At 64.5% G+C, this 19,646-nt stretch carries 20 protein-coding genes; 14 read left to right on the top strand and 6 right to left on the bottom strand.

The features are described from left to right. From AC5V87_RS32375 to AC5V87_RS32360, 4 genes are read left to right on the top strand one after another with little or no spacing between them, the layout of a single operon-like run. Window positions 1-420, top strand: coding sequence for a hypothetical protein (locus AC5V87_RS32375; protein ID WP_495368909.1), 420 nt, complete (start codon window positions 1-3; stop codon window positions 418-420). Then, the gene (locus tag AC5V87_RS32370) at window positions 417-899 is read left to right on the top strand and encodes a rod-binding protein (protein WP_456843051.1); all 483 of its coding nucleotides are present in this window, start codon (window positions 417-419) and stop codon (window positions 897-899) included. The genes AC5V87_RS32375 and AC5V87_RS32370 overlap by 4 nt, the downstream gene beginning before the upstream one ends. A gap of 39 nt (window positions 900-938) precedes the next feature. Further along, window positions 939-1,451, top strand: a complete 513-nt coding sequence (locus tag AC5V87_RS32365) for a flagellar biosynthesis protein FlgN (protein ID WP_495368908.1) — start codon at window positions 939-941, stop codon at window positions 1,449-1,451. Beyond that, window positions 1,448-1,903: a hypothetical protein gene (locus tag AC5V87_RS32360; protein ID WP_456843053.1), complete on the top strand. Its 456-nt coding sequence runs from the start codon at window positions 1,448-1,450 to the stop codon at window positions 1,901-1,903. The genes AC5V87_RS32365 and AC5V87_RS32360 overlap by 4 nt, the downstream gene beginning before the upstream one ends. Window positions 1,904-2,050: 147 nt before the next feature. Here AC5V87_RS32360 and AC5V87_RS32355 read toward each other — a convergent pair whose 3' ends face one another. Next, window positions 2,051-2,827 carry a response regulator transcription factor gene (locus AC5V87_RS32355; protein WP_235544015.1) on the bottom strand — a complete coding sequence of 259 codons (777 nt, stop codon included), beginning with the start codon at window positions 2,825-2,827 and terminating at the stop codon, window positions 2,051-2,053. 818 nt (window positions 2,828-3,645) lie between these two features. Here AC5V87_RS32355 and AC5V87_RS32350 point away from each other — a divergent pair. Beyond that, window positions 3,646-4,620, top strand: a complete 975-nt coding sequence (locus AC5V87_RS32350) for a hypothetical protein (RefSeq protein ID WP_495368907.1) — start codon at window positions 3,646-3,648, stop codon at window positions 4,618-4,620. A 14-nt stretch (window positions 4,621-4,634) separates the two neighbouring features. On the opposite strand, the gene AC5V87_RS32345 is transcribed toward AC5V87_RS32350, so the two are convergent. After that, the gene (locus AC5V87_RS32345) at window positions 4,635-5,210 is read right to left on the bottom strand and encodes a MarR family winged helix-turn-helix transcriptional regulator (RefSeq protein WP_495368906.1); all 576 of its coding nucleotides are present in this window, start codon (window positions 5,208-5,210) and stop codon (window positions 4,635-4,637) included. A 463-nt stretch (window positions 5,211-5,673) separates the two neighbouring features. Further along, window positions 5,674-6,519, bottom strand: coding sequence for an SDR family oxidoreductase (locus AC5V87_RS32340; protein ID WP_495368905.1), 846 nt, complete (start codon window positions 6,517-6,519; stop codon window positions 5,674-5,676). A gap of 142 nt (window positions 6,520-6,661) precedes the next feature. Here AC5V87_RS32340 and AC5V87_RS32335 point away from each other — a divergent pair, with 142 nt between their 5' ends. Next, a complete protein-coding gene (locus AC5V87_RS32335; RefSeq protein WP_495368904.1) occupies window positions 6,662-7,387 on the top strand; it encodes an HAD family hydrolase in 726 nt (241 codons plus the stop codon). 52 nt (window positions 7,388-7,439) lie between these two features. Here the strand turns inward: AC5V87_RS32335 and AC5V87_RS32330 are convergent, their stop codons facing one another. Then, on the bottom strand, window positions 7,440-7,847 hold the full coding sequence (locus AC5V87_RS32330) for a nuclear transport factor 2 family protein (RefSeq protein ID WP_495368903.1): 408 nt from the start codon (window positions 7,845-7,847) through the stop codon (window positions 7,440-7,442). Window positions 7,848-7,945: 98 nt separating this feature from the next. Next, window positions 7,946-9,430, bottom strand: a complete 1,485-nt coding sequence (locus AC5V87_RS32325; RefSeq protein ID WP_495368902.1) for a mannitol dehydrogenase family protein — start codon at window positions 9,428-9,430, stop codon at window positions 7,946-7,948. Between the two features lie 143 nt (window positions 9,431-9,573). On the opposite strand from AC5V87_RS32325, the gene AC5V87_RS32320 reads away from it, so the two are divergent. From AC5V87_RS32320 to uxuA, 6 genes are all read left to right on the top strand, one after another. Continuing rightward, a complete protein-coding gene (locus tag AC5V87_RS32320) occupies window positions 9,574-10,398 on the top strand; it encodes a FadR/GntR family transcriptional regulator (RefSeq protein WP_495368901.1) in 825 nt (274 codons plus the stop codon). A 90-nt stretch (window positions 10,399-10,488) separates the two neighbouring features. Further along, window positions 10,489-11,451: a sialic acid TRAP transporter substrate-binding protein SiaP gene (locus tag AC5V87_RS32315; protein WP_495371984.1), complete on the top strand. Its 963-nt coding sequence runs from the start codon at window positions 10,489-10,491 to the stop codon at window positions 11,449-11,451. Window positions 11,452-11,584: 133 nt separating this feature from the next. Further along, entirely contained in the window at window positions 11,585-12,163 is a 579-nt protein-coding gene (locus tag AC5V87_RS32310) for a TRAP transporter small permease (protein WP_456843063.1), read from the top strand. Between the two features lie 4 nt (window positions 12,164-12,167). Next, on the top strand, window positions 12,168-13,574 hold the full coding sequence (locus tag AC5V87_RS32305) for a TRAP transporter large permease (protein WP_495368900.1): 1,407 nt from the start codon (window positions 12,168-12,170) through the stop codon (window positions 13,572-13,574). Continuing rightward, window positions 13,571-14,620: an L-idonate 5-dehydrogenase gene (locus AC5V87_RS32300; RefSeq protein WP_456843064.1), complete on the top strand. Its 1,050-nt coding sequence runs from the start codon at window positions 13,571-13,573 to the stop codon at window positions 14,618-14,620. Before AC5V87_RS32305 ends, AC5V87_RS32300 begins: the two co-directional genes overlap by 4 nt. A 72-nt stretch (window positions 14,621-14,692) precedes the next feature. Continuing rightward, window positions 14,693-15,883: a mannonate dehydratase gene (gene uxuA, locus AC5V87_RS32295; protein WP_456843065.1), complete on the top strand. Its 1,191-nt coding sequence runs from the start codon at window positions 14,693-14,695 to the stop codon at window positions 15,881-15,883. 73 nt (window positions 15,884-15,956) lie between these two features. Here uxuA and AC5V87_RS32290 read toward each other — a convergent pair whose 3' ends face one another. Next, a complete protein-coding gene (locus AC5V87_RS32290) occupies window positions 15,957-16,793 on the bottom strand; it encodes a transporter substrate-binding domain-containing protein (RefSeq protein WP_495368899.1) in 837 nt (278 codons plus the stop codon). Window positions 16,794-16,909: 116 nt separating this feature from the next. On the opposite strand from AC5V87_RS32290, the gene AC5V87_RS32285 reads away from it, so the two are divergent. Both AC5V87_RS32285 and AC5V87_RS32280 read left to right on the top strand, forming a co-directional pair. Further along, the gene (locus AC5V87_RS32285; RefSeq protein ID WP_495368898.1) at window positions 16,910-17,827 is read left to right on the top strand and encodes an NAD(P)-dependent oxidoreductase; all 918 of its coding nucleotides are present in this window, start codon (window positions 16,910-16,912) and stop codon (window positions 17,825-17,827) included. Window positions 17,828-17,983: 156 nt separating this feature from the next. After that, window positions 17,984-19,645 carry a thiamine pyrophosphate-binding protein gene (locus AC5V87_RS32280; protein ID WP_495368897.1) on the top strand — a complete coding sequence of 554 codons (1,662 nt, stop codon included), beginning with the start codon at window positions 17,984-17,986 and terminating at the stop codon, window positions 19,643-19,645. Window position 19,646: the final 1 nt, after the last annotated feature.

Genomic DNA, 19,646 nt, shown 5'->3' with positions numbered 1-19,646 from the left:
ATGAGATCGCGCGCTGACAAGCTCGCTCGATTGGTCTCCCTCGTGAAGCTCCAGCTCCGGCTGTCCGAATGGCAGCTTGCGCAGCTGCGGCAGCAGGAGAAAAGCTTGCAGGACGAGCAGGAATGGCTGGTCGGAGCCCTGAACGAGGGAACGCCGCCGGCGCGTTCGTCGAGCGAGTCGATCGCGCGGCGCCTCAACAGGACCAGCGTCGGCGCCAGCACGGTTCAGGCGCAGGCATTGCAGCAGCTCGACCGGGTCCGTGCCGAGAGCCGCCGCGTGAAACAGCTCGAGGAGGTCGCCCAGGCGGCGCTCGCGGACAAGCTTCGCGATGCCGAAAAGCGATCGCTCGAGGAGATCGCGGGAACAAGCCTCACCGTGCGCGAGTGGACGCCACGGCCAGCCAGCCGGAACAAGACATGATCGTGACAGCGACGCCCGACCTCGTTCTCGACGTCCTCGAGGCCGCCGATCCCGTGACGCAGCGCGCAGCGACCGCGAAGCTCGATGCGCTGAAATCATCGGACGCCGATTTCGCCGCCACGATGGACGCGGAAGTCGGCAAGGCCAGGGCAGCGACGGCCGATCAGGCCGCCGCGAAGGCCGCGGACACGCAGTCGACGGCCGTGAACGGGGCGCCGGTGCAGGTGATCAAAGCGCCGGCCTCCGGCGAGGTCTACCGGAAGTTCGAAGCCTTTATCCTCCAGACCTTCGTCGAGACGATGTTGCCGAAGGAATCGGAGCAGGTCTTCGGCAAAGGCACGGCCGGTGGCGTCTGGAAGTCGATGCTTGCGGAGCAGCTCGGTAACCAGCTGGCCAAGGGCAAGGGCATCGGCATTGCCAAGCAGCTCGCCGCTGCGCAGCCGACCGCAGCGAACACTACGGGGAAGGCCGGATCATGATCCGGGAATGGATGACAGACGTTGAGGGGTGAATTTCCTATGCAGGCACAAGAAAGCGCGGCGGCCCTGGTGATGGAGCAGCCGGTCGCGGACACCGAGGCGATTACGATGGAAGCTGTGACAGGCGGCGCGCAGTTGCCGGCGCTGTTGCCGAATGCCGGCGGCGAGGCGGTGGTCGACGGCATTGACGCGGCAAGATCAGACGAGGTGCGCGGCCTGCTGGCGGCGATCCGCCGGCTCGAGAGCATCGTCGAGGAGGAGACGGTTGCGCTCACGACGCGCAAGAAGATCGATTTCGACGACTTCAGCGCCCGCAAGAGCCGGAGCATGCTGGAATTCGTGCGCCTGATGCGGGCACGAATGCATCTCGGCAGCGAGGCTGTGATCACCGAAGAGATTCAGCGCTTGCGCGAGAAGCTCGAGCGGAATCGCTCGGTCCTCGAGATGCATTACGAAGCGGTGCGCGAGGTCGCGTCGATCATAGTCAAGGCGATCAAGGACGCCGAGTCGGACGGCACCTATACCGGTCGCACAGCGCAGGACGGAAAATGATCAGGCTCGTGCTGGCCGGCCTCTGGGTCTGCATTCTTACCGCCGGCACGAGCTATGCCGTGGCCTATTGGAAGGAAAACGGCGGCCTGCTGCCGGCGAAGGACGAGTATCTCGATGGGCTGCAATACCAGAAGACGCGAGCGCTGAGCGTGCCAATGATCGAGGGCGGGAGCGTGCAGGGCTACATCGTGGCGCGCTTCGTCTACACCATCGAGGCGCGGACCATGCACCAGCTCAACGTTCCGCCGGAGCCGTTCGTCGTCGACGAGGCCTTCCGCAGGATCTACGCCGACGACCGCCTCGATTTCCGGAAGCTCGCCCGTTACGATCTCTCGATCCTCACGACGGCGATCAAGCAGCGCGTCAACGAGCGGATGCAGGCCGACATCGTCCAGGACGTCCTAGTCGAGGATTTCAACTACGTTTCGAAGGAAGAATTCCAGAAGCAATAGGCGTCGCCGGATAAGCGCGAGGCGGCCCTCCGGCTGCGCCGCGCTGTGTGGCCTGATTTCAGCCGGTCTCGGTCCCCAAGCGTGCAACGGCCTCTGCGAAGGGTGCTCCGCAGAGGCCATTGTCGGTTTCGCGGCGGCGTCGGCCGCTCAGTTTCCGGCGGGGTACGCGGCAGGGGCCGGGGCGGCGTGCGCCGTGTTCAGGAGGATGCCAACCTCGTCGAGCTCCTGCATCGGCACGTCGATGGTCTCGCCCGCAGGGATGTTGAGGCGGTATCCGACGTAGCGCCGGGCCACGATCGCATCGAAGCCGAGGCGGTCGCGAAGCTTCTTGCGCAGCTTGCTGACATGGCTCTCGATCACGCTCTCGTCGAAAGTCGACTCGAAGATGCCATAGACCGCGTTGAAGATCTGCGTCTTGGTGATCCACTTGCCGTGGTTGGCGACCATATATTCGAGAATGCGCAGTTCGCGGCGGGGCAGTGTGAGGGCGTGGCCCGCGATCTCGGGGTCACGTCCGTTGAAGAAGACCTGGATCCGGCTCTCGCAGGGCCTCGGCAGGTCGCCAACCCGGCGGCGCGCGATCGCGGCCGTGCGGGCGAGGATCTCGCGCAGGTGTATGGGCACGTGCACGACGTCGTCGACGCCCGATTCGAACAGCTCGAGCGTGTTCTTGAGCATCTTCTGGCCGCTCATGGCAATGATGGGAGCCGAGGAGCGCTTGCGCATCGCCCGCGGCAGGCTTCCGCGGGCATCGCAGTCCCCGAGCAGGAAGGCATCGACCGCTGCCAGATCCGATTCACTCGCAGATTGCAGCCAATCCCAGAATTCTCCGGAGGAGAATCCGATCGACGATACACCTTCGCGAACCAGCCCTACAACGTAGCTGTTCGTGACGCTCTCGCGATCATCAACGATAATATACATCAGTCTTTCGCCCCTGTTTCGCACTTGCAGCGGCCGGGTGGTTGATTGTGATGCCCCGGCTCGGCAGCCATGCTGTTTGACGACATTCCTTCCCGCGAACCGTTGTTATGTCTCGATATTCGCGGGCAGCCCTACGCATTCAGTGCCTGCGTGAGCAGGCCTGCTACTTCGACTCGATACTGAACGCTTACTGTGTGATGCTCGGCGGCGTCTTACGGATCACCCCGCGGAGCGGATTGAGAAAGCGACCTAGTACAGTTGCGTCAAGTTGCTCATGTGCCCGAAACGCTACTGAACCTTGTCGATCTCCTCGCCAACTGGCGAGAGAATCACTTGAGTAGGACCGTAACAATTGCCTAATTCCGATCAAGCGCGCGCCGCAAAGCGGTTGCTATGCATGTTTGATGCTGTTGATTTGTTCCGAGTTGTTTCTTGGTATTTTCAATCGCATCAGTTGATTTGAATTTCGAACTAGTTCTGCACCGTGGCGTTTCTTAAGTTCCGCATCTCCGTATAATCACAGCTTTTTTGAGTGGTGCTGCCGGTGATGCGTCGGGAGGGGTTTTCAACCCGGGATTGACTCGCCCTCCCATTTGTTCCACATGCGACAATTCGACTCATGCGCGGCGGCTGGACTCCAGCTTGGCGAAATCTTGGCGAGTGTGTGTCTTTCGAGTCGCACTCTCGCCGCGTGCATGACGCGTTCGAACCGTGTGAGGTCGCATCGTGCGCGTTGAAAGGCTTTTCGATGCGCAGGTTTCGGGCAAGCTTCGGCAAATAATCTCGTCGATCAACAGAACTGAACGGAGCATCTTCACATGTCGTCCGATGGACAAGCTCGTCCCAGCGAAACCGCTGATGTTTCCGCGGCGGCGAAGCCAGCTCCGGCGGCAAGCAATATGAAGGACAACGCGACGCAAAACGCCAAGCCTGCTCCGAACGCCAAGCTCGCGGCAGGCGCCAAGCCCGCAGCGAGCGCGAAGCGCGCGTCGGCGGCGGCGAATGATGAAGTGCTGGCGAAAGAGGCGCTCGAAGGACTGAAGCGCATTCGTGCCAAGGCGCGCCTCGACAAGATGGCGATACCCAAGCCCGCGCCGGCCGTGATCGCGCCGGCCGTGATCGTGGCCAAGCCGCCGCCGCCGCGTCCGGCCTGGGTCGTGCCGCTCGCAGCATTGGCGGTCGCCGCCATCCTGGTCGTTTGCGCGTGCACCGGCGTGATCGCCTATCTCACGACGCAGCCCGCCCAGAGCAACGTCGCGGCCAATACCGAGATCAGGATTCTGCGCGAGACGGTCGCGCAGTTGCGCAAGCAGGTGTCTGGCGTCTCTGAAAATCTCGACGGCCTGCGCACCGCGGTCGATCAATCGAGCAAGGCGACCAACGACCGCTTCGGCAGGTTTGCCGAGAACCTCGACCGCATCGAGCGGGTGAGCTCGTCCTCGACGGCGAAGCTCGACAAGCTCGCCCAGGTGCAGGCTCAGGCGCCGGCGCCCGCGGCCGTTACGTCGCAGCCGCCCTCACAGGCTGCACCGATGTTAGCTTCGCTCGCACCGCCCGAGGTCACGGGCTCGGTGCCTCCGTCCGCGCCGCGGAAGGTCGTCAAGGGCTGGTCGGTTCGCCAGGCCTATGAGGGGATCGCGATCCTGCAAAGCCCGAACGGCGTCATCGAGGTCGTGCTGGGACAACAGGTGCCCGGCCTTGGCCGCATCGAGGAGATCAGGAACGAGAACGGTCGCCTGGTGGTGGAGTCCAGCAGCGGCGTCATCTATTCGTCACGCAAGGCGACGCCCTGAGTAAATGCCGCCTTCTACTGGCGGTGATGCTCGAAGCTGGTGCATAGCAGATCCACCTCCGCTTCCGCGATCGGCGCGCGAAACAGGCGGCAGCTGAACTCGACCGTCTTGCTGTCCGGGGTGGTGCGATCCTCGCGCAGAAAAATGCATCGCTTGCAGACATCGGTGTGGTGCCGCTGCTCGGCCGCGTCGGACTGATCCAGCACGTGCCGGAGCGCGTCGCGGAAGCGGACCTTGGCCGCGTCGTCGAGGACGGCGATCGCCTCGACGAGAACGCTGGCGGGATCGCGCACCAGGAACTTCTTGCCTTGCTGGGTCACGCTCAGCATCACCGACCGCTTGTCAGTGGCCGAGCGCTTTCGCTCCAGATAGCCGAGCCGCTCGAGCTCGCCGATGATGAAAGAGGCGGTGCCGCGCGTGGTGCCGACGTAACTTGCGAGCGCCGAAGGTGTCCGGGAAAACCGGTTGGCGCGGGAGAGGAATCGCAGCGCCATCCACTCGCGGTCGCGCAAGCCGTGCTTGGTCCCCTCGAACCAGAGGATTCGCGCGACCTGCTCCAACAATTCAATGGATTCACGAGCCAAGTTCATTTCAATTCCAGGTCGGATATAGCTTTATTCAATTGAGCCTTGGTCAGCGCAATCTCGCTGGAGGACAATGAAGATCTCTGGCGCTCCTTGGTCCGGGATGGACGGCGGAGCGCGCTTGGAAGGCGCCTTTCCGGTTTCCCGGAGGAACTTTCGGAGCTGGAACTAGAGCGTCACAAAGAAAGTTCGAGTGAATCGGACGGCTCAACTCTTCGGAAAATTTCAGTCAAATGACCTGATGAATTCCGACGGCGCGGGACACCCCGGCAACGTGATGTATCGTTGCCGCCGCTGCGCAGCCCATTTTTTACGGTGGAGCGCTTCGAGTAACGCGAAGCGGCCGCAGTCTGCAGCTTCTGACCGAGCGGGCCGCGGCAGCAGAACTGCAATGTTGGGTTAATGGATGTTGCGACGCAGCGCGGCCGCACGGTTAATGCCCGCATACGACGTCAGAGATGCCGGAGCCCTAGCGTCCTTCGCCGGTGCTCCACAGCGCATCGAGGCCGTGGCAGTAGGTCGGATAGGCGAGCGTGACGCCGAGCTCTCTCCTCAGTTTTGCATTGGAGACGCGGGCGCTGCTGGAATAGAAGCTGCGCGCCATCGCCGACATCTCGGCAGTGTCAAAAGCTTCTTCCGGCGGCGGCGCAACGTTCATCAGCTTCGCGGCATAGGCGATCACGTCCTGCGGCGGTGCCGGCTCGTCGTCGCAGACATTCCAGAGGCCGCTGCCTTCATGCTGGACCGCGGCCATGATCGCACTTGCGATGTCGTCGACATGGATACGGTTGAAGACCTGGCCCGGCTTGATGATGCGCCTTGCCGTGCCCGCGCGCAGCGTCGCCAGCGCATTGCGGCCGGGGCCGTAGATGCCGGCCAGCCGCAGGATCGTGGCATCGCCGCCTGTCACATCGGTCCAGGCCTGCTCGGCCGCAAGGCGCATGCGCGTGCGCTCGAGCGTCGCCTGCGGCGGGGTGCTCTCGTCGACCCATCCGCCGGCGTGATCGCCATAGACACCGATGGTGGAGAGATAGACGACCTTGCGGCGGCCGGCTGCCAGAACGTCGCCGAACGCCGCGATGGCGGGATCGCCGGTGCTGCCGGGCGGGATCGAGATGAGAAGGACATCGGCATCCCTGATGCGTTCAATCGTCTCGCGTGCCGGACTGCCACCGGAAAATTCATGCACCTCGATGCCGCCAAGGTCGTTCCGCTGCGCAGGATCGCGCACGGTGCCGGCGACATGGGAGAAGGTGCCGGCGAACTTGCGGACGGGCCGGGCGCTGTAGCCGAGGCCGAAGATGAAGAGCCGCATGCGTCTCCCGTGCAGGTCAGGTTCCCGTTCGCGCTAGCGCGCGTACCGCTCATAAGAGATTTTTGGGTCCGGCAAAAGATATTGCGATTTGTCTCGCCGGCCCGTGCAGGCAATGGTCGCTCGACACAGGGAGGCAAGGACCATGCAGGCGGAAGCGGCCAGCACAACCCGCTCTGGCGCGGCGAAGCTGATCCGCAGCGCGGCCGCGCTGATATTCGACGTCGACGGCACCCTGGCCGAGACCGAGGAGCTGCATCGGCAGGCTTTCAACCATGCCTTCGCCCGTCACGGTCTCGGCTGGCAATGGGACCGCGCCATCTACAAGGACCTGCTCCGGGTGACCGGCGGCAAGGAGCGCCTGCGCGCCTATCACGCGGGGCTGGCGGCCGCCCCGCCATTGTCGGATACGGATATCGCTGAGCTCCATCGCATCAAGACCGCGCATTATGCCGAGCTGATCGAAACCGGCTGTTGCCCGTTGCGGCCCGGCGTGGCGGCCCTCCTTGCCGCTGCAAGGGCGCGAGGCCAGCGGCTTGCGATTGCGACCACGACGTCCCACGGCAACATCGACGCGCTGCTGTCGCAGGCGCTGGGGCCGCGCTGGGCCGGCCAGTTCGATGCGATCGTTGCCGGCGACGACGTCAGGCACAAGAAGCCGGCGCCGGATGTCTATGTCGAGATCCTGGCGCGGCTGAAGCTGGACGCGTCCGACTGCATTGCGATCGAGGATTCCGCCAACGGGCTGATCGCGGCGTCGCGGGCTGACATTCCGGTGCTCATTACGCGCAGCATGTATTTCCGGGACGACGACTTCAGCGCGGCGCGGATGGTGCTGGATGAGCTGTCGGAACTCGGGGCCCAAAAATAAAAATTGAAAACAACCCCATGCACAGTAGATCACGCCGGCGTGAGGGGCGCGGTCAGTGGACCCGGTGACTAGCTCTATCGTCCTCGACCTGCTCGACAATCTGCGCAATCGGGCTCGACTGGTGATGCACCAGGCGCCAGCCATCGCCAACGCGCCGAAAATGGTTGGCGGCGGCCAGCGCGGTGCCATCAACGATCTCGATGCAGAGCACGCGGGCGCTGTCGCCGTCGATGATGGCCTGCGGTTCGGCGCAGACGATCTGCGGCCGCTGCGGATTTTGCAAAATATCGCGCCAGCTGCCGATCACCGTGGCGCGGCCGACGATGGCCGGCCAGCCGGGATGGATGCAGGAAATGCCGTCATCATCCGCCCACATCCGTTCCATGCCGGCGAAGTCGCCGGTCGAAAAGGCGGCGTAGAAGGCCGCGTTGGCGGCGATGACCTTGCTGTCCTTTGCCATGCTTCTCGGGTGAGCCAATGACACGAAAAAATCAAGCGCGACTTGCGTTTGATTTTGCGTTCGATTTTGACCGCACTGCAGCATTGCTCGCTGTGTAATCACGCCGAAACGCGCGTCTGCACCGCCCGCCGCGCGCCATCCTTGTAAAGATGGGCGAGCGCCGCGGTCACGGCCTCGCGCAGGCGCGGATCGGTGCCCAGCGGCCCGAACACTTTTTCGACGCCGAGCAATGCAGGCGCAAGCCGCTCGGCGACAGGCCCGGTCTCCCGCGCCAGCGCCGCGAACTCGGCGGCGAGCGGATCGCGCACGTCGATGACGCGGCCCTGCTCGTCGATGGCGCTGACGTAACGCATCCAGCCGGCCACCGCGAGCGCATGCGTCGCGATCGGCAAGCCCTTGCGCAGGCGATCCTGCATCGCGCCGAGCAGGCGCTGCGGCAGCTTTTGCGAGCCGTCCATCGCGATCTGCCAGGTGCGGTGATGCAGCGCCGGATTGGCGAAGCGCTTGAGCAGCGAGGCGCGATAGGCGGCAAGGTCAGTGCCCGCAGGCATCGTCAGCGTCACTGCGGCCTCTTCCATCACCTGCGCGGCGAGCCGCGCGAAATGCGGATCGGTCATGGTGTCGGCGATGGTCTCGTAACCTGAGAGATAGCCGAGATAGGCGAGCGCGGAATGGCTGGCGTTGAGCAGGCGCAGCTTCATCAGCTCGAACGGCTTCACGTCGGCGACGAGCTCGACGCCGGCGGCGGCAAGATCGGGCCGTCCCGCCGTAAAGCGGTCCTCGACGACCCATTGCGTGAAGGGCTCGGTCATCACCGGCCATTCGTCGCGCAGGCCGAGCGCGGACGACACCGCATCGCGATCGGCGTCGGTCGTCTCCGGCACGATGCGGTCGACCATGGTCGAGGGGAAGGCGGCATTGTCCGCGATCCACTTGCCGAGGTCCTTGGAGCGCAGTGCGGCGAACTGCGTCACGATCCGCTGCACGGTGTGGCCGTTGGCGGCGAGATTGTCGCAGCAAAGCACGGTGAAGGGGACCAGCCCCTGCGCGCGCCGGCGCGCCAGCGCAGCCACGATGAAGCCGGGCGCCGAGCGCGGCGCGTCGGGATTATTCAGGTCGTGCACGACATCGGGATGCCGCTCGTCGAGGTCGCCGGTCTGCGGCGTGTGGCAATAGCCCTTCTCGGTGACCGTAAGCGAGACGATGCGGATGGCGGGGTCGGCCATCCGTTCGACCAGCGCCGCCGGCTTTTCGTGCGCGACCACGCTGTCGAGCAGCGCGCCGATGACGCGGTGCTCGGTGCCTTCGGCGGCGCGTACCGCAACCGTATAGAGATGATCCTGCGGGGCGAGGGCGTCGCGCGTGTCAGGGCTGCGCAGGCTGGCGCCGACGATGCCCCAGGACGAGCCGCTGCTGGCAAGGCAATCGTCGATGACGACCGCCTGATGGGCGCGATGAAAAGCCCCGAGGCCGAGATGCACGAAGCCTGGCGTGACGCGCGAGCGCTCATAGGCCGGGCGGCGGATGCGAGGTGCCAACCGGCCGAGATTGGCGCTACCAAGACGCATCGAACCTGGGCGCATGGACGTCTCCCCTTTGCTTTGCCGCTGCTTGACATGGCCCCCGTCCTCGGTCAATGCTTAGGTCAATTGGTAAGACCAATTTTCCAAAATTGGCGGGCCGCGGGTCGGGGACGACCCCGCGCGACCTTTTCGGGGAGGCCAGCGTGCCGCTGGAAGCTGTGGAGGCGAGACGGCTTTATCGCCAGGTCGCCGATCAATTGCGAAGCCTGATCGACAGCGGCGAGTACGCGGTCGGCAGCCGCTTGCCGACCGAGCGCGAGCTCGCCGAGCAGCTCAAGGTGTCGCGGCCGACGGTGCGCGAGGCCCTGATCGCGCTCGAGGTCGAAGGCCGCGTACGTATCCGTGTCGGTTCAGGCATCTATGTGATCGAGGCCGCGGACGCCGCGCCGGCGCCGGCTGCCGCCGTCATCGAGGGCCCGTTCGAGCTGCTGCGCGCCCGCGAATTCCTGGAAAGTGCCATCGCCGAACAGGCCGCGCGCGTGGCGACGAAGGACGACGTCGCCCGGATCGACGCGTCCCTCGTCGCGATGGAGAACGTCGATCATCCCGGCGAAGCCTCGATGGTGCATGACCGCGCGTTCCACATCGCGATCGCCGGAAGCCTCGGCAATGCCGTGCTGGTGCGCGTGGTCGGCGAGCTGTTCGACCAGCGCCTCAATCCCTATTTCGCGCAGCTTGCGCATTATTTCGAGAGCCCCGGCACCTGGCGCACCGCGCTCGACGAGCACCGCGCCGTGCGCGACGCGATCGCGGCGCACGATCCGGACAGTGCGCGCGAGGCCATGCGAAACCATCTGGCGCGCTCGCAGGAGCGCTTCGCGCAGAATTTTGGCGCCGAGACCCTCGCAGGAGCTTCGCCTGCAGCGCGGGACGGGGTGGCGCAACATCAGGCCGAGCCGGCAACAGCAAAGCGAGCGGCGAAGAAGCAGGCCAAGCTGGCCAAGGGCTCCAGCGCGCGGCGGCGATGAGATTGGGCGGCCCGCATCCGGTTCAGGGGCGGGCGAACAAGAAGCAGACTTTAGTCAGTGGAGGATAAGTCGATGTTGAAGAAGATGACGATGGTGCTGGCGGCTTCGGTCGCGGCGATGGTCGCAGCGACCAGTCCCGGCATGGCGCAGACCAAGCTCAAATGGGCCCATGTGTACGAGACCTCGGAACCGTTCCATACCGCCTCGGTGTGGGCCGCGCAGGAGATCGGCAAGCGCACCAACGGGCGCTACCAGATCGACGTCTATCCGGCCTCGCAGCTTGGCAAGGAGGCCGACATCAACCAGGGCCTGTCGCTCGGCTCGGTCGACATCATCATCTCCGGCTCGAGCTTTGCGGCGAAGAGCTTTCCGCCGATCGGCGTGACCTATTATCCCTATACTTTCCGTGATGCCGATCATCTCCTCGCCTACACCAAGAGCGATATCTTCAAGGAGCTCGCCAAGGGCTATGAGGACAAGAGCGGCCACCACATCGTTGCGGTGACCTATTACGGTGTGCGCCAGACCTCGTCGAACAAGCCGATCAAGAGCTGCGCCGACTTCAAAGGCCTGAAGATGCGCGTGCCTGACGTGCCGGCCTATCTGGCCATGCCGCGCGCCTGCGGCGCCAACACCGCGCCGATTGCCTTTGCCGAAGTCTATCTCGCGCTCCAGAACGGCACCGTCGAGGCGCAAGAGAACCCGCTGACCACGATCGAAGCCAAGAAGTTCTACGAGGTGCAGAAGCACATCGTGCTCACCGGGCACATCGTCGATCACCTCAACACGGTGGTGGCGGGCGCGCTCTGGAAGAAGCTCTCCGACGAGGACAAGAAGATCTTCACCGACGTCGCGCAGGAGGCCGCTGCGAAAGCGACCGCCGAGATCAAGCAGAACGAGGCCAAGCTGGTCGCCTTCTTCAAGGACAAGGGCCTGACCGTGACCGAGGTCGACAAGAACGAATTCCGCGACATCGTGCTGAAGAACGTCCCATTCGAGACCTTTGGCTATCGCAAGCTCGACTGGGAACGGATTCAGGAGGTCAAGTCATAGCGACTGTCATTCCGGGGCGGCGCGCAGGACCGTGCAGAGCACGGTCCGAGCACCGAACCCGGAATCTCGAGGTTCCGGGTTCTCGCTTCGCGAGCCCCGGAACGACGTGAGCGAGTTTCCAAGGAGTCCCACCATGTCCACCGCCGAAATACACCGGCAGATCACCGCGGACGAGATCGCCCATACCTTCGAGGAGGAGGCGACGCCGAAGGTCGATCTCGGAATTTATGCTTTCGAGGACTGGGTGGCGCTGGTGATCTTCTGGGTGATGGCGCTCGCGGTCTTCCTCCAGTTCTTCACCCGCTACGTGCTTAACGACAGCTATGCCTGGACCGAGGAGATCGCGACCTACTGCCTGATCGGTGTGGTCTTCATCGGCGCCTCGATGTGCGTGCGGCTGTCGCGGCATATTCAGGTCGACCTGATCTATCGCTACCTGCCGCGCATGGTGGCGCGCACGATGTCCACGCTGATCGACCTGATCCGGATCGCCTTCTTCGGCTATGCCATCAAGCTGGTCTGGGTCTACATCCAGATCATCGGCGATGAGTCCATGACCACGATCAATCTGCCCAAGGACTACGTCTATTACGCCGTTCTGGCCGGCTTCGTGCTGATGTTCGCACGCTCGGTGCAGGTCGCCATACAACATTTGCGGCAGGGCTATTCGATCCTCGAACGCCCCGGCGCCTACGACGGTTTTGAGGGATAGTGTCATGCTGTTGCTGCTTGGGGGCTTTCTCATCCTGATGCTGATCGGCGTTCCCGTGGCGATCGCGATGGCCGCGTCGTCGCTGCTCTACATCCTGGTCAGCGGCGTGACGCCCGACGTCACGCTGGCGCAGCGAATGATCGCCGGCGTCGAGAGCTTTCCGCTGCTCGCCGTTCCCTTTTTCATCCTGGCCGGCAATCTCATGAACATCGCCGGCGTGACGGGGCGCATCTACAAGTTCGCGGTCGCGCTGGTCGGCTGGATGCGCGGCGGCCTCGGTCACGTCAACATCATCGGTTCAGTAATCTTCTCCGGCATGTCCGGCACCGCCATTGCGGACGCCGCCGGCCTCGGCACCATCGAGATCAAGGCGATGAAGGACCACGGCTACTCCACCGAATTCTCGGTCGGCGTCACTGCGGCTTCCGCAACGCTTGGCCCCATCATCCCGCCGTCGCTGCCCTTCGTCATCTACGGCATGATGGCCAACGTCTCGATCGGCGCGCTGTTTTTGGGCGGCGTCATTCCCGGCATCGTCATGACGCTGCTGATGATGGCGACCGTCACCTATTTCGCGCACAAGAACAAATGGGGCAGCGACACGCCGTTCTCCTGGCCGCAGCTCGGCTCGGCCGGGCTCGAGATCGCGATCGTGCTGGCGTTCCCGATGGCGATCTGGCTGATGGTGATGGCCGGCATGTCGGTCAACATGGCGGTCGTCATCGGCCTCGGCACGCTGCTGATCATCGACTGGTATTTCGACTTCTCGGCGGTGATGGCGCTGATGGCGCCGGTGATCCTGATCGGCGGCATGACGCTCGGCTGGTTCACGCCGACGGAAGCCGCGGTCGCCGCCGTGATCTGGTCGCTGTTCCTCGGCCTTATCCGCTACCGCACCATGACCTTGAAGACGGTGGCGAAGGCGACCTTCGACACCATCGAGACCACGGCCTCGGTGCTGTTCATCGTCACGGCGGCCTCGATCTTCGCCTGGCTGCTGACGGTGTCGCAGGCCGCGCAGATGCTGTCGGATTGGATGCTCAGCATCACCCACAACAAATGGGTGTTCCTGGCGCTCGCCAACGTCCTGATCCTGTTCGTCGGCTGCTTCATCGACACCACGGCAGCGATCACCATCCTGGTGCCGATCCTGCTGCCGATCGTGCTCAAGCTCGGCATCGATCCGATCCATTTCGGTCTGATCATGACGCTGAACCTGATGATCGGCCTGTTGCATCCGCCGCTCGGCATGGTGCTGTTCGTGCTCGCCCGCGTGGCAAAGCTCTCGGTCGAGCGAACGACAGTCGCGATCCTGCCCTGGCTGGTGCCGCTGCTGCTCGCGCTGATCGCGATCACCTACATTCCCGAACTGACCCTCTGGCTGCCTAAATATATGGGACTCTCCAAATGACCTCGACCGCTCTCGCCGCGACCCTGTTCGGCCCCGAAGATTTGCGCATGATCGAGCATCCACTCGACAAGCTGGCGGACGGCATGGTGCGCGTCCGCTTCGGCGCCGGCGGCATCTGCGGCTCGGACATGCATTATTTCCGCCATGCTCGCACCGGCGATTTCGTGGTGAAGTCGCCGCTGGTGCTCGGCCACGAGATCTCGGGCGAGGTCGTGGAGATCTCTGGCGCCGCTGCCAATCTGAAGGTCGGCGACCGCGTCGCCGTCAATCCGTCGCGCTGGTGCGGTCATTGCGTCGCCTGCCGCGAGGGCCGGCCGAACCTGTGCGAGAACATCTACTTCATGGGCTCGGCCTCGAAGACGCCGCACATGCAGGGCGGCTTTGCCAACTATTTTGACGCGATCCCGGCTCAGTGCGTGAAGATTCCAGACCACGTCTCTTATCAGGCCGCGGCTCTCGCCGAACCGCTCGCGGTCTGCCTGCACGCGGTCGCGCGCGCCGGCAACATCGAGGGCAAGCGCGGCATCATCTTCGGCGCTGGTCCGATCGGGCTGCTGACCATGCTTGCCGCGCACCGCGCCGGCATGGCCGACGTCACGGTGGCCGACATCGCGCCGGCGCCGCTCGCTTTCGCGACCAAGCTTGGTGCTTCCCACGTCGAGAACGTCTCGGGTGGGGAAGAGGGCCTGAAGGCGCAGGCCGCGTCGCGTCCCTTTGACGTAGCCTTCGAAGTCTCGGGCACGGCGGCTGGACTTGCGAGCGCGATTGGTATCGTCCGGCGTGGCGGTGTCGTGGTGCAGATCGGCAACCTGCCGGGCGGCCAGATCCCGACGCCGTCGAACGCGGTGATGGCCAAGGAGATCGATCTGCGCGGCTCGTTCCGCTTCGGCTTCGAGTTCATGACCGCAGTGGAACTGATCGGATCCGGCAGCGTCGACGTGCTGTCGCTGGTCACCGCCGAACGGCCGCTGTCGACCGCGCCGGATGCGCTGCGGCTGGCCCTCGACCGCTCGCAGAGCGTCAAGGTCGTGCTGACTGCGAACTGACTTTTGTTTTGACGCGTTTTCTTCACGCGAACCGGTACCCACTTCGCTCGAAAACGCTTTAGGAGAACGCCCATGATGCTCGAGGGATGGCGCTGGTATGGGCCCGATGATCCGGTCTCGCTCGATGACGTCAGGCAGGCCGGGGCGAGCGATATCGTCTCGGCGCTGCATCAGGTGCCGATCGGGGAGGCCTGGACGCGCAAGGCGGTCGAGGAGCGCAAGAATTTCATCGAGAACGGCCAGCCCGGTCGCTCGCAATTGACCTGGTCGGTGGTGGAATCGATTCCGATCCCCGACGATGTCAAGCGCCTCGGCGGCAAGGCGACGAAGTCGATCGAGGCCTGGATCGCGAGCCTGGAGGCGGTGGCTGCCAGCGGCATCAAGATCATCTGCTACAACTTCATGCCGGTGGTCGATTGGTGCCGCACCGATCTTGAATGGGAGCTGCCGAATGGCGCCCGCGCCATGCGCTTCGACCAGGACCGCTTTGCGGCGTTCGAGCTGCATATCCTGAAGCGGCCGGCCGCCGTCCAGGAATATTCGCCTGAGCAGCAGGCGCGCGCGAAAGCGCTGTTCGAGAAGATGAGCCAGGCCGACATCGACTATCTCGTCATGGTCATCGCCAGCGCGCTGCCGGGCTCGACCACTGAGCCGATGACCATCCCGCAATTCCGCGATCGGCTCGAGACATATCGCGACATCACGCCAAAGATCCTGCGGCAGCATCTCGCGGAATTTTTGGCGCGCGTGACGCCGGTCGCCGAGCAGCTCGGGGTGTCGCTGACCCTGCACCCGGACGATCCGCCGCGTCCGTTGTTCGGCCTGCCGCGCATTGCTTCGACTGCCGACGACTATCAGGCGCTGTTCGATGCGGTGCCGTCGAAGGCCAACGGCATCTGCCTGTGCACGGGCTCGCTCGGCGTGCGCGCCGAGAATAATCTGCCTGAGATGGCCGAGCGCTTCGGCCCGCGCATCGCGTTTGCGCATCTGCGCGCGACCAGGCGCGAGGCGGACGGCCTGTCGTTCTACGAGTCCGATCATCTCGATGGCGACGTCGACATGATCGCGGTGCTCAAGGCGCTGCTCAAGGAGAACGCGCGGCGCGCGCCCGACAGGCGGATCGTGTTCCGTCCCGATCACGGCCATCGCATGCTCGACGATCTCGCCGCTACCAAGCGCACCAATCCCGGCTATACCGCGATCGGCCGCCTCCGCGGCCTCGCCGAGCTGCGCGGTGCGATCCGCGCGATCGAGCATCGATAGAGAGGGCAGCGATGCCGCTCCATTTTCGGTGTCATCGCCCGACTTGCGGTGCGGCAACCCGAGCGGCAAGGAGTCAGAACTGCACTTCGCCGGGAATGTCGTCCGCGCCGAGGCCCACGGCCTCAAAACCCTTCAGCATCCATTCGCGGGTCTGGCCCAGCGATCGGTTGTAGTCGGCCCAGGCGCTGAGGAAATCCTTGTAGCGCCGGTCGGCTTCAGCGCGGATGCCCATGTTGGTCGGCAGCGTCAAGAGCGGGCGCGGTACCGCGAGCTCGCCGAGAGTCGGGTTCTTCTTCAAGGTCGCGACCGAGAGCACCGCCAGCGAGATGTTGCAATCGGCCCGCCCGGTTGCAACCGCGAGGACCGCCTCGTTGCGCTCCTTGAAGCCGAGGATGTTCGCCTTCGGGCAATAGCGCCGCGCGATGGTCTCGTGGGTCGAGCCGATGTCGACGGCGATCTTGACCTCGGGCTTGTTGATCTCGGCCCAGGTCTGCGGCTTGGCAAAACCCTTCTTGGTGATCACGGTGAAGGAGTGCACCAGGATCGGCGTGGAGAAGTCGATCACCAGCGAACGTTCCGGCGTTGGATTCACCGCGAAGGCGAGGTCGATCTTGTCGGCCTGCAGGTCCAGGATCTGGTTGCCCCAGGTGGATTCCAGCGTCTCGACCTTGGCCCCTAACTTGGCGGCGATGTCGTTCGCCATGTCGATGCAGGCGCCCGACCATTGATTGGTGGTGAGGTCCTTGTGGAAATAGGGATCCTGGCCGGCGATGACGGCGACGCGCAGCGCGCCGCTCTTCTTGATCCGTTCGAGCGTCGAGCCCGGCGCGGTGTCGGCCCTGGCCGAGCCGGCCCCGGCGATCGCGGCGCCGGCGAGGGCCACGGTGGTGAGTGCGTCCCTGCGATTCATGGCAGTCTCCTGGGCAGTCGCTTCTGGTGAACGGTCAAACCCGGCGTCTGGACTATTTCTGTATTCAGTTTAAAATGCAATACGGTATTTTGAATTGAAACGGGATAGAAAAGCACGTGCGTGCCCTCTTCGTCGATGCCAACGACACCCTTGCCGCGGTGACTGAGAAGCTGCTGCTTGCGGAAAACCTCCCGGTCGTCATCAACCGCAATCCCGCGATCTCGCCCGAGGACCTGCCGCGCCTGCTTGATGGCGCCGAGATCATGATCGTCGATCATACTGCGGTGCCGACGGCGATTGCCGCGACATGTGCCGGCCTGAAGCATGTCGTGTTCCTCGGCACCGGCGCGCGCAGCTACATGAATCCGGAAGAGCTCGGCCAGCACGGCATCTCGGTTCACACCATCAAGGGCTATGGCGACACTGCGGTCGCCGAATGCGCGATCGCCCTGATGTGGGCCTCGGCAAAGAGCTTTGGCGAGATGGATCGCGGCATGCGCGAGGGCAACTGGCTGCGCCGCGACGCAGTGCAGCTCACGGGCAAGACGCTCGGCCTGATCGGCTTTGGCGGCATCGCGGCGGAGGCCGCGCGCATGGCGGCAGGCTGCGGCATGAAGGTGATCGCCTGGAACAGGTCGCCGAAGACGCATCGGGGCGTCGAATTCGTTGCGCTGGAGAAGTTGCTCGCCGAAAGCCATGTCGTCTCGCTGCATCTGCTGCTCAACGACGAGACCAAAGGGTTCCTGTCGCGCGAGCGCATCGCGACAATGCGCCAGGGCAGCATCCTGATCAACACCGCGCGCGGCGCATTGGTCGACGAGGACGCGATGCTGGATGGCTTGCGCTCCGGTCACATCGCCCATGCCGGCCTCGACGTCTTCACCGTCGAGCCGCTGCCGCCGGGCCATCTGCTGACGAAGCTGCCGAACGTGACGTTGTCGGCGCATTCGGCGTTCCGCACCCCCGAGGCGAGCGACAATCTGATCGGCGCGGCGCTCAATCACTGCCGCCGCATCATCGCGGGCGGCCGGTAGTGCAATCATCGAAGCCGGGCATGATGCCCGCGCAGGAGAGGAGGGGCCTTTCGATCTTGCGTGCTCTGCCCGCCTGTCCTACCCACCTCCGAACGAGATTGTGCCAAGATTTCCGTAACGCGCCGCATGCACCGCCAGAGCCAGCAGGGAGCCGTCATGACCATTCGCAACACCCGCACCGGGGGCCAGATCCTGATCGATCAGCTGGTCGCGCAGGGCGTCGAGCGCGTCACCTGCGTGCCGGGCGAGAGCTATCTGGCCGCGCTCGATGCGCTGCATGACAGCCCGATCGACGTCGTGATCTGCCGCGCCGAAGGTGGCGCTGCGATGATGGCGGAGGCCTATGGCAAGCTCACCGGACGCCCCGGTGTCTGCTTCGTCACCCGCGGCCCGGGTGCGACCAATGCCAGCCATGGCGTCCACATTGCGATGCAGGATTCGACTCCGATGATCCTGTTCGTCGGCCAGGTCGACACCGGCATGCGCGAGCGCGAGGCGTTCCAGGAGCTCGACTACAAGGCGGTGTTCGGCTCCATGGCGAAATGGGCGGTCGAGATCGATCGTCCCGACCGCATTCCGGAGCTGGTCGCGCGCGCCTTCCGCGTTGCGATGCAGGGCCGTCCCGGTCCCGTCGTGATCGCGCTGCCAGAGAACATGCTGACCGAGACCGCCGCCGTCGCCGATGCCCTGCGGATCGAGCCGGCGGTGAGCTGGCCGGCGCCTAATGATATCGAGCGTGTCGGCGCGATGCTTGCGAGCGCCAAGGCGCCGCTCGTCATCCTCGGCGGCTCGCGCTGGACTGATGAGGCGACAAAGAGCATCGCGCGCTTTGCCGAACGGTTCGACCTGCCGGTCGCGACGTCCTTCCGCCGCGCCTCGCTGATCGACGCCGATCATTCGCATTATGCCGGCGATCTCGGCATCGGGCCGAGTCCGGGCCTGAAGGCGCGCATCGAAAACGCCGACGTCATCCTGCTCATCGGCGGCCGCATGTCGGAGATGCCGTCCTCATCCTACACGCTGTTCGATATTCCGACCCCGCAGCAGAAGCTGATCCACGTCCATCCGGGCTCGGAAGAGCTCGGCCGCGTCTATCAGCCGGCGCTCGCGATCCAGGCGACGCCGGCCGCATTCGCCGCTGCCGTCGAGACGCTGAAGCCGTCAGGCGCCGTCGCCTGGAAGGGCGAGGCGGCCAAGGCGCATGCCGATTACCTCGCCTGGACCGAGAAGGCGCGCGAGCTGCCGGGCACGTTCCAATACGGCCAGGTCATGACCTGGCTGCGCGACCGCCTGCCGAAGGACGCGATCGTCTGCAACGGCGCCGGCAACTATGCCGGCTGGATCCATCGCCACCACCGTTTCCACAGCTTTGCTGCCCAGCTCGCGCCGACCTCGGGCTCGATGGGCTACGGCGTGCCCGCGGGCGTGCTCGCAAAGCGGCAATATCCGGATCGCGTCGTCGTCGCCTTTGCCGGCGACGGCTGCTTCCTGATGAACGGTCAAGAGTTCGCGACCGCCGTGCAATACGACGCGCCGCTGATCGTGATCGTCGTCGACAATTCGCAATACGGCACCATCCGCATGCACCAGGAGCGCGATTATCCCGGCCGCGTCGTCGGCACGCAGCTCAAGAACCCCGACTTTGCGATGTACGCAAAAGCGTTCGGTGGCCATGGCGAGCGGGTCGAGCGCACGGAAGAATTCGCGCCGGCGTTCGAGCGGGCGCTGGCCTCGGGCAAGCCGGCGATCCTCCACTGCATCATCGATCCACGCGCGATCTCGGTCGGCAAGGATTTCGTGCCGCAGGTGAAGGCGTAGG

The sequence above is a fragment of the Bradyrhizobium sp. SOJA106 genome (genome assembly GCF_059448745.1).
This window is presented reverse-complemented; position numbering and strand designations above follow the sequence as displayed.

Coding starts and splice junctions, on each gene's coding strand:
- AC5V87_RS32365 (WP_495368908.1), top strand. CDS start 939: ATGCAGGCACAAGAAAGCGCGGCGGCCCTGGTGATGGAGCAGCCGGTC.
- AC5V87_RS32305 (WP_495368900.1), top strand. CDS start 12,168: ATGCTGTTGCTGCTTGGGGGCTTTCTCATCCTGATGCTGATCGGCGTT.
- AC5V87_RS32335 (WP_495368904.1), top strand. CDS start 6,662: ATGCAGGCGGAAGCGGCCAGCACAACCCGCTCTGGCGCGGCGAAGCTG.
- AC5V87_RS32315 (WP_495371984.1), top strand. CDS start 10,489: ATGGTGCTGGCGGCTTCGGTCGCGGCGATGGTCGCAGCGACCAGTCCC.
- AC5V87_RS32345 (WP_495368906.1), bottom strand. CDS start 5,210: ATGAACTTGGCTCGTGAATCCATTGAATTGTTGGAGCAGGTCGCGCGA.
- AC5V87_RS32375 (WP_495368909.1), top strand. CDS start 1: ATGAGATCGCGCGCTGACAAGCTCGCTCGATTGGTCTCCCTCGTGAAG.
- AC5V87_RS32300 (WP_456843064.1), top strand. CDS start 13,571: ATGACCTCGACCGCTCTCGCCGCGACCCTGTTCGGCCCCGAAGATTTG.
- AC5V87_RS32370 (WP_456843051.1), top strand. CDS start 417: ATGATCGTGACAGCGACGCCCGACCTCGTTCTCGACGTCCTCGAGGCC.
- AC5V87_RS32350 (WP_495368907.1), top strand. CDS start 3,646: ATGTCGTCCGATGGACAAGCTCGTCCCAGCGAAACCGCTGATGTTTCC.
- AC5V87_RS32360 (WP_456843053.1), top strand. CDS start 1,448: ATGATCAGGCTCGTGCTGGCCGGCCTCTGGGTCTGCATTCTTACCGCC.
- AC5V87_RS32325 (WP_495368902.1), bottom strand. CDS start 9,430: ATGCGCCCAGGTTCGATGCGTCTTGGTAGCGCCAATCTCGGCCGGTTG.
- AC5V87_RS32355 (WP_235544015.1), bottom strand. CDS start 2,827: ATGTATATTATCGTTGATGATCGCGAGAGCGTCACGAACAGCTACGTT.
- AC5V87_RS32330 (WP_495368903.1), bottom strand. CDS start 7,847: ATGGCAAAGGACAGCAAGGTCATCGCCGCCAACGCGGCCTTCTACGCC.
- AC5V87_RS32310 (WP_456843063.1), top strand. CDS start 11,585: ATGTCCACCGCCGAAATACACCGGCAGATCACCGCGGACGAGATCGCC.
- AC5V87_RS32290 (WP_495368899.1), bottom strand. CDS start 16,793: ATGAATCGCAGGGACGCACTCACCACCGTGGCCCTCGCCGGCGCCGCG.
- uxuA (WP_456843065.1), top strand. CDS start 14,693: ATGATGCTCGAGGGATGGCGCTGGTATGGGCCCGATGATCCGGTCTCG.
- AC5V87_RS32280 (WP_495368897.1), top strand. CDS start 17,984: ATGACCATTCGCAACACCCGCACCGGGGGCCAGATCCTGATCGATCAG.
- AC5V87_RS32340 (WP_495368905.1), bottom strand. CDS start 6,519: ATGCGGCTCTTCATCTTCGGCCTCGGCTACAGCGCCCGGCCCGTCCGC.